The sequence below is a fragment of the Exiguobacterium sp. USCH10 genome (assembly GCF_037619445.1).
Classification (GTDB): Bacteria; Bacillota; Bacilli; order Exiguobacteriales; family Exiguobacteriaceae; genus Exiguobacterium; species Exiguobacterium aestuarii_A.
Map to the genome: position 1 here is coordinate 119,625 of NZ_JAQPZO010000006.1, position 9,247 is coordinate 128,871.

The following is a 9,247-nucleotide window of genomic DNA, read 5'->3' on the forward strand; positions in this document are numbered from 1 at the left end:
TAGGAAGTTTTCGTAAAAAAATCTCCGAATTCACTCGATTTTCGTTATAATAGACGAGTATGTAACAGATGAATTGACAGAAAGATGGAGGCTATTAGTGTGATCCAATTTGTAAAACAATTAACGAATGATCAAAGCCGGCGTTTGAAAGCGTACGAACGACGGGTCGCGCGAATCAACGACTTAGAGACAACGATGCAAGCACTCTCGGATGACGAGATGCGTACATATACGGAGACGCTCAAGGCACGTCTCCTAGATGGAAAGAAAGTCGATGACATCGCCGAAGAAGGGTTCGCCCTCGTCCGCGAAGCATCGGTCCGCGTGCTCGGGATGCGTCATTACGACGTCCAGCTCATCGGTGGATTCGCCCTTCTCGAAGGGAATATCTCGGAGATGCCGACAGGGGAAGGGAAGACCCTCGTCGCCGCTTTGCCGAGTTACGTCAAGGCGCTTGAAGGAAAAGGGGTCCACGTCATCACCGTGAACGATTATTTGGCGAGACGTGACGCCGAACAAATCGGTAAAATCCATGACTTCCTCGGTTTGACGGTCGGCTTGAACGTGCCGGACATCGAACCGGATGAGAAGCGTGCCGCTTATCAGGCAGATATCACGTACGGGGTCGGGACCGAGTTCGGGTTCGACTATTTGCGTGACCACCTCGTCGGGAAGCCGGAAGAGCGCGTCCAGCGCCCGTTCCATTTCGCTCTCGTCGACGAAGTGGACAGCATCTTGATCGATGAGGCGAAGACGCCGCTCATCATCGCACAAAAGGACCGCTCACACATCCGCTTGAAACAACTCGCACAGCAAGTCATCTCGAACTTTGAAGAGACGGACTATGAAGTCGATTTGGAATCGAAGGCAGCCTCGTTCACAGAAGCGGGAATTACTAAGATCGAAGAGTTGTTCGCCATCGACAACTTGTTCAGTGCGTCGCATCAGGTGCTTTATCACTATCTCGTGCAAGCTCTCCGTGCGAACGTGTTGTTCGAGCTCGATGTCGACTATATCGTTCGTGACGACAAGATCGAGCTGATCGACTTGTTCACGGGACGTATCATGGAAGGACGTAGTCTCTCGGAAGGATTGCATCAGGCGCTTGAAGCGAAAGAAGGCGTCACGATCACCGAGGAGAACAAGACGACGGCGGAGATCACGATCCAGCACTACTTCCGCATGTATCCGCTCGTCGGCGGGATGACGGGGACGGCACAGACGTCACGCCAAGAGTTCTTGAAGACTTACAACATGGACGTCGTGCAAGTGCCGACGAACCGTGAACGGAAACGAATCGACCATCCGGACCGTATCTTCATGACGATCGAACAGAAGTATGCGGCCGTGACGGAAAAAGTCGACGAATTGCATGCGATGGGACGTCCGGTCTTGATCGGGACGACATCGATCGCGCAATCCGAGGCGATCAGCAAACATTTGAAGAAGAAACGGATCAAACATGACGTGTTGAATGCGAAGACGGTCGCGCAAGAAGCCGATATCATCGCCGACGCCGGGCAATTCGGGAAAGTGACGATTGCGACGAACATGGCCGGACGCGGAACGGACATCATGCTCGATGCGAAATCGAAAGCTGCAGGTGGACTATTCGTCGTCGGGACGGAACGTCATGAGTCGCAACGTGTCGACAATCAGCTTCGAGGACGCTCTGGACGCCAAGGTGACCCAGGGGAGACCGAGTTCTTCGTCTCGCTCGAAGATGAAATCGTGAAACGATATGCTGCGCAAAAACTAGAGCGCGTCGAGAAGAAACTGAAGCCGAACGCGACAGGTGAAATCTCGTCAAAAGAAGCGATCGATGTGGTGGAATACGCCCAGACGACGATTGAAGGAATCGGCGTATCGATCCGCGACTACTTGTTCAAGCTCGATGACGTCTTGAACGAACAACGGAACATCATCTATACGATTCGCGACCAAGCCGTCAATGCCGATGCGGATGCCATCACGAAAAACGTGCTCAGCATGATGCGTCTCGCCCTCGAGAACAGTATCGATATGCACGTCTCGGACGAACTCGTTCCGGAAGAATGGTCAGTCGCCGAATTGAAAGAAGACTTGCGCTATTTGACGATGCAAGAGCCGACTTGGTCGAATGACATCGCGGATACGTACGAGTTGAAAGAAGCGTTGAAGGATTGGATGGAAGAAATCATCCAAAAAACAGAAGCGCGCCTTACGCGAGAAGACGTCGTCTTATTCACGAAAGAGTCGCTCCTTCGTGCCCTTGATACGAAATGGACGGACCACTTGACGATGATGAGCGGATTGAAAGAAGGAATCGGTCTACGGAGCTATGCCCAAGAAGATCCAAGTCGTCTCTTCAGCAAAGAAGGGTTGGACATCTTCGAACAGACGTATGTCAACATCGCCCGTGACGTGACGGTAGAACTATGCCAGCTCGACCTGTACTTCGTCGAGACGGCAGAGGAGGAAGTGTAATGTTAGGATTTCGTAAGCGAAAACAAATCGAGACAGGCAAAACGGAAGAAGGGCGTCAGTTGACGCTCGTCTTCGATGATGAGATGGGAATCCCGAAAGAAGATGAGTACGTCTTCCGTTATCATGCGAAACGACTCCCGGCACTCCTCGACAACCAGCTCTCAATCGAACTGTTGAGCGCAGAATCGCTCGGTCAGGACTTGTCGATTGTCGCGTTGTTCCGCAACACGCTCCCGAGTTCGTTTGAAATCAACGAACTTCCCGTCTTGTTGCTCGACGCGAACAACATGCCGCTCGGACGAAAAGTGTTGGAACGTTCGGCGCTCCCGAACTTCGAGCCGTGGACGAGTAAGCCTGTCTACCTCGATTTCCTTCAAGATGAATTGTTTGGCGAGATTGACACGTCTGCACCACTTCGTCTCGTCTTCCAAATGAACCCGATCGACGCGATCCAAGCCATCTCACGTGAGGCGATGGAACAGTTCTCGCCAGGGGCGTGGCAACAAGTGATGCGCACGAACGTTGCGACACCACCGGTCGGGGAAGACGAGTTCAACATGATGCTCGTCGCCGTCGAACAAGACGAGACGCGTGTCACGACGACACTCCTTCTCCGAAACGGCTATGCCCACGATTTGAATGTGGAACAACTCCCACTCGAACTCATGAGTGGAGAAGAAGTTGTCGGTCTCACGACAATCCGTCTTGAGAACCCGGTCCACAGCAAACATGCCTACCCAATCTCCGTCACGTTCGAGAACGTGGAAGGGGACGGCCCGTTCACCGTACGGATTAAACGCTCATAAGACGAAAGACCTAATTTCTGTAAAGGAAATTGGGTCTTTTTTATACAAAATTTTAATAGAAGGTCAACGAGGCTGGTGTTATATTGAGTATGGTTAGACACTTATCAACCAGACAAAGGGGACAATCACATGAAAAGTGCATGGAAATGGTCGATCGCGACCGCGCTCGTGTTACCAACCGTTTTACCGCTTCAGGCACCAAACGTTTTGGCAGAAGTCGACGAGGATATCGTCAAGCTCCGTTTCTTAGAGACGACAGACTTACATACGAACATCACGAACTATGACTACTTCCAAGACAAGGTCGACAATACGATCGGGTTGACGAAAGTCGCGACACTCATCAATGAACATCGTACAGCCGCTGGGGAATCGAACACGTTCTTGTTCGATAACGGCGATACGATTCAAGGGACACCATTTGGCGACTACGTCCGTGAGCTTCAAGCTGGCAAGAATGAAGCGTTCGAGCATCCGATGTATAAAGCGATGGCAGCACTCAACTATGACGCCGTCACACTCGGGAACCACGAGTTCAACTTCGGTCTCGAGTTCTTGTACAACGCGATGGAAGGATCGAAAGGGAAGCTCCGTTTCGTCAACTCGAACGTGAAAGATTTAGAAGGCAACCCAATCGTCTCGAAGTTCAACGTGGATGGACAAGAGGTCCAAATCATCGAACGGACGGTCACAGACTTGGACGGGGAAACACATACAATCAAAGTCGGTGTGTTCGGTGTCGTTCCGCCGAAAATCATGTCATGGGATTCAGGGAACCTACAAGGCCGCGTGACGGCAGAAGATATCATCCCATCGGCGCGTGAATCGGTTCAAAAATTGAAGGACCAAGGAGCAGACGTCGTCGTCGCGCTCGCGCACTCAGGCATCGGCGAAAGTGCGGCACTTGCGGACGAACAACTCGACAGCGAAGAGAACGTCGGATATGCGCTCACGAAGATTGATGGGCTCGATATGGTTATGACGGGGCACCAGCACGGTCGCTTCCCGGATGCGAAAGGTATGTTCGCGTCGTTCCCGAACGTCGATATGGCAAAAGGGACAATCAACGGGAAACCGGTCGTCATGGCGAACAACCAAGGGAAAGACCTCGGCGTCATCGATTTCGAACTCGAACTCGTCGATGGCAAATGGGAGATTCTTGACGCATCGGCCGCGCTCGACACGGTGACAGCCGATACGGCGGTCGACCCGACAATCCAGGCGTTGATCGAAGACGACCACTTGGCGACGATCGACTACATCAACCAGCCGGTCGGTCAAATTCAAGACGATATTCAAAGCTACTTCGCGCTCGTCCGTGACGATGCGTCGGTCCAGTTCGTGACGAACGCACAGAAATGGTACGTCGAGAAAGAGCTCGAGACGAACCCTGAGCTTTCACCTTACAAAGGCCTGCCACTCTTGTCGGCAGGGGCACCGTTCAAAGCGGGTGGGCGTGAGTTGACGGACGCAAGCTATTACACGAACATCCCGAAAGGTCAAATCGCCTTGAAGAACGTGGCGGACCTATATGTCTATCCGAACACGCTTGAAGTCGTCAAAGTGACAGGGAAAGACGTCATGGACTGGCTCGAGATGTCAGCGGGGGCATATGACCAAATCGAGACAGATGGGGAAAATCTCCTCAACCTCCAGTTCCGTAGCTATAACTTCGACGTCCTCGACGGTTTGACGTATGAGATCGATGTCACAGGTCCGGCGAAGTTCGATGTCGGCGGGAAGCTCGTCAACGAGAACGCCAATCGTGTGAAGAACGTCGAGTATAACGGTCAACCGATCACGATGGACCAAGAGTTCTTGGTCGCGACGAACAACTACCGTGCCGGCTCGTCTTCGTTCCCGGGTCTCGGTGGCGGGAAGAACATCGTCTATCGCTCAGCGTATGAGACACGTAACGTCATCTCGGACTATATCGTGTCGAGTGGCAGCAACTTGGACTATAAAGCCGACAACAACTGGAAGATTGTCACGGACGCAAAACGTTCTGTGACATTTGAGACAGCAGATGCCGGCAAGCAATACTTGAACCTTTACGAAGGCATCGAAGCGACAGACGCGACTCGTGCGGACGCAGCGGGGCGTCTCTTCCGGACGTATACGCTCGGTCTCGAGCCGACAGCACCAGAGTTCGTATTGACCCTCACGGTAGATACAATCAAACCAGGTTCAAAACGCGTGACGGGTATGACGGCTCCTGGAGCTGACGTGACGCTTCGCGACGGCAATCGTCTATTGGCTGAGACGGTCGCAAATGAGAACGGGGAATATGTACTGTCTGTCAAACCGCTCAAGCTTCGCCAAACAGTCGAAGTCGTCAGTGAAAAAGACGGTCAGACGAAGTCAGAAATGAAAGTCGTCGGTGCCGGCCACGTCGGTGAACCAGCGCTTCGTTAATTGGAAATGAGCTTCCTGAATGGGGGCTCATTTTTTGTGGCAAAAATGTGAATGAAAACCCTTACATCCCATAGATTTTTCTTGTATAATCAATCATGTAATCGGTTACATGACACATGTAAACCGAAGAGCTGACGGGGATCAGCTACATATGGACGGAAAAGGGGACTGACAGATGATTACATTCTTTGTCGCACTCGCACTACTTTTGGTCGGGTATTTGGTATATGGTCGTTACGTCGAGAAGACGTTCGGCATCAAGGAAGAGCGGACGACGCCCGCTTACGCTTCCCAGGACGGCATCGACTACGTGCCGATGGGTAAAAAACGGAACTCGATGATTCAATTACTGAACATCGCCGGTGTCGGACCAATCTTTGGACCGATCATGGGGGCGCTCTACGGACCGGTCGCATTTCTTTGGATTGTCTTCGGGTCGATTTTTGCCGGGGCGGTACACGACTATTTGACAGGAATGATTTCCCTTCGGAATAACGGGGCACACTTGCCACAACTAGCGGAGAAGTTCCTCGGACGCTCGCTCCGCCATATCGTCAACGGATTCGCACTTTTACTTCTGTTACTCGTCGGAACGGTGTTCGTCACGTCTCCGAGTAACATGATCAACAACTTGTTCGATGGGAATGCATCGACGCTCATGTTCGTCATCTTCGGCGTATTCGCCTACTATATTTTGGCGACGCTTCTCCCGGTCGATAAGATTATCGGGCGCATCTACCCGTTCTTCGGGGCACTACTCGTCGTCAGTGCTATCGGGATTGCGGTCAGCTTGTTCGCACAAGGCTACCAAATCCCAGAAATGACATTGACGAACATGCATCCGGACGGCTTGCCAATCTGGCCGCTCCTCTTCTTCACGATTTCGTGTGGGGCGCTCTCTGGCTTCCATGCGACACAGTCGCCGATCATCTCGCGGACGACGATGAAAGAAAGCAACGGCCGTGAGATTTTCTACGGTATGATGATCGCGGAAGCGGTCATCGCCATGATTTGGGCTGGGGCTGCGATGGCCATCTTTGAGCCAGGTGAATTGCTCGGACTCATCAACTCAGGGACGCCGGCACTCGTCGTCCAAGAAGTGGCAACACTCATGCTCGGTAGTATCGGTGGGACGCTCGCGATTCTCGGTGTCATCGTCTTACCGATCACATCAGGCGACACGGCATTCCGTAGCGCCCGTATGATCATCGCGGACTACTTGTCGATCGCACAGAAGAAGTTCTCGTCACGCCTCTGGATCGCACTGCCACTCTTCGCGATCTCATACGTGCTCACGAACATGGACTTCCAGATGCTCTGGCAGTACTTCAACTGGGCGAACCAGACGACAGCGGTCATCGCACTGTTCGTCGGGGCGATGTACCTGTATATTAAAGGACGCAACCACTACATCGCGCTCCTTCCGGGGACGTTCATGTTGTATGCAGTCTGGTTCTATATTTTGACGGCACCAATCGGATTCAAGCTGGATGGGGTCCTTCCGTATGTCATTTCGACACTCGGTACGTTGACGCTGCTCGTCTTGTTCCACAAACGGGCACGCGCGATGCGGGCTGCACAAATGGAATGTGACGTTCCAGTGAAAGAAGTCGCATAATCTCGACACGGGCTAATCGGTAGCCCGTGTTTTCGATTGCGTTTAAATCGGGAAATGTCCATACTAGAAGGAACAGTTATGGAAGGTGGGAGCATATGAAACAAGAACAACTCAAAGAGATGCTCCATGCCGACACGCTCGGGGAAGAGATTGCGAGCGCGATCACGCACGGCTTAGGAGTCATCTTCAGCATCGTCGCCCTCGTCTTGCTCGTCATGAGCGCGACAGAAAGTGGGAGCACGTGGAACGTCACGGCGGTAAGTGTGTTCGGGGCATCGATGATTTTACTCTACTTATTCTCGACGCTCATGCACGCCATCCCGCATCCACGGGCGAAGCGGGTGCTGCAAGTGTTCGACCACGCGGGGATTTACTTACTCATCGCCGGAAGCTATACGCCGTTCGCCCTTGTGACCCTTCACGGGACGCTCGGCTGGACGTTATTCGGGATCGTATGGGGAGTGGCGATTCTCGGAATCGTCTGGAAACTGTTTTCGACCGGGAAGTATATGTGGGTGTCGAATGTGACGTATCTCGCACTCGGCTGGATTTGCATCATCGCCATCCGTCCGCTATATGAATCACTCGGGCATCAAGGGTTCATGCTTCTCCTCGCAGGAGGGATCGCCTATTCGGTCGGAATCGTGTTTTATGTGTGGCAAAAACTGCCGTTCAACCATGCGATTTGGCACTTGTTCGTCCTAGCCGGAAGTGTGTTCATCTTCCTCAGTATTTTGCTCTATGTCGCACCTTCGACAAGCCTATAAGACAGCCGTCCTACGGGGCGTCTGTCTTTTTTGAAAAGTTGGGAAGAAAGTGCTGCAAACGGTTACAAAAATACAGACGAATTGACGTTTGTGTGTCATAATAATTGCAGACATCATCATAGAGATAGATGGGTGTAAAAGTAAGGGGGAAAATCAGATGGAAAAAGTGTTGCGCGATGGATTTATCTACATGTCACAAAACAAAACACTCAACAGTTTGGCAAAGAAATATGGCCTACGATTTGGTGCATCACGCTTTGTAGCAGGGGAAGACTTTAAGGCTTCCGTTCCGACGATTCGCGAATTGAACGCGAAAGGGTTGTCGGTCACGGTCGACCACCTCGGGGAATTTATTAAGACGGTCGAAGAAGCGAATACGAATCGTGACGAAATCATTCGTGCGATTGAAATTATGGCAGAAGAGCAATTAGACGCCTATATGTCCCTTAAATTGACGTCACTCGGATTCGACATCTCGGACGAGTTGATTGAAGACAACATGCGTCAAATTCTAACGGTCGCACGAGAAGTAGGGGTCTTTGTCGCCATCGATATGGAAGATGAGCAGCGTTGTGAGAAGACGCTCGAGTTGTTCAAGAAGCTGAAGGGTGAATATGACGGTCTCGGAACGGTCATCCAGTCGTACTTGTATCGCTCGGAAGATGACATCAATCACCTCGCACCGCTCAAGCCGAACCTCCGGATTGTCAAAGGGGCGTATAAAGAGCCGGCGACGGTCGCGTTCCCTGAAAAAGAGGACGTCGACCATAACTACGTGAAGCTCGTCAAACTCCATCTTGCGAACGGAAACTACGCATCCATCGCGACACACGATGACCATATGATTGACGCCGTCATCGAGCACGTCAAAGAAAACAACATTCCACTCGACCAGTTCGAGTTCCAGATGCTATACGGCATCCGCGTCGAGCGTCAACTCGAGCTCGTGCGCCAAGGGTATAAAGTCCGTGTCTACGTGCCATACGGCCGTGACTGGTACGGTTACTTCATGCGCCGCCTCGCGGAGCGTCCGGCAAACGTGGCGTTCGTGTTAAAAGGAATGGTCAAACGATAAGAGGAAAGGCACATGACAGAGCTTGAACTGCTCCCCGTCAAGTAGACAGGGCAAATAATGAAAACCAAACTAGGCGGCTTGAGTCCTGTATTCGACAGGG

General features: G+C 52.0%; 6 protein-coding genes. All 6 read left to right on the plus strand.

The features are described 5' to 3' along the window. Positions 1-99: 99 nt before the first annotated feature. The 6 genes from secA2 (at position 100) to PQI28_RS10980 (ending at position 9,147) form a co-directional block, all read left to right on the plus strand. A complete protein-coding gene (gene secA2, locus PQI28_RS10955) occupies positions 100-2,466 on the plus strand; it encodes an accessory Sec system translocase SecA2 (RefSeq protein ID WP_339963291.1) in 2,367 nt (788 codons plus the stop codon). Beyond that, a complete protein-coding gene (locus tag PQI28_RS10960; protein WP_274664258.1) occupies positions 2,466-3,272 on the plus strand; it encodes an SLAP domain-containing protein in 807 nt (268 codons plus the stop codon). Before secA2 ends, PQI28_RS10960 begins: the two co-directional genes overlap by 1 nt. Positions 3,273-3,401: 129 nt before the next feature. Further along, entirely contained in the window at positions 3,402-5,687 is a 2,286-nt protein-coding gene (locus PQI28_RS10965; RefSeq protein WP_339963292.1) for a bifunctional 2',3'-cyclic-nucleotide 2'-phosphodiesterase/3'-nucleotidase, read from the plus strand. 175 nt (positions 5,688-5,862) lie between these two features. Continuing rightward, positions 5,863-7,305 (plus strand): carbon starvation CstA family protein, encoded by a 1,443-nt coding sequence (locus PQI28_RS10970; protein ID WP_214874617.1) that lies wholly within the window; start codon positions 5,863-5,865, stop codon positions 7,303-7,305. 95 nt (positions 7,306-7,400) lie between these two features. After that, entirely contained in the window at positions 7,401-8,072 is a 672-nt protein-coding gene (trhA, locus tag PQI28_RS10975) for a PAQR family membrane homeostasis protein TrhA (RefSeq protein WP_051829405.1), read from the plus strand. A 157-nt stretch (positions 8,073-8,229) separates the two neighbouring features. Beyond that, positions 8,230-9,147, plus strand: a complete 918-nt coding sequence (locus tag PQI28_RS10980) for a proline dehydrogenase (RefSeq protein WP_339963293.1) — start codon at positions 8,230-8,232, stop codon at positions 9,145-9,147. Positions 9,148-9,247: the final 100 nt, after the last annotated feature.

Coding starts and splice junctions, on each gene's coding strand:
- PQI28_RS10970 (WP_214874617.1), top strand. CDS start 5,863: ATGATTACATTCTTTGTCGCACTCGCACTACTTTTGGTCGGGTATTTG.
- PQI28_RS10980 (WP_339963293.1), top strand. CDS start 8,230: ATGGAAAAAGTGTTGCGCGATGGATTTATCTACATGTCACAAAACAAA.
- PQI28_RS10965 (WP_339963292.1), top strand. CDS start 3,402: ATGAAAAGTGCATGGAAATGGTCGATCGCGACCGCGCTCGTGTTACCA.
- trhA (WP_051829405.1), top strand. CDS start 7,401: ATGAAACAAGAACAACTCAAAGAGATGCTCCATGCCGACACGCTCGGG.
- PQI28_RS10960 (WP_274664258.1), top strand. CDS start 2,466: ATGTTAGGATTTCGTAAGCGAAAACAAATCGAGACAGGCAAAACGGAA.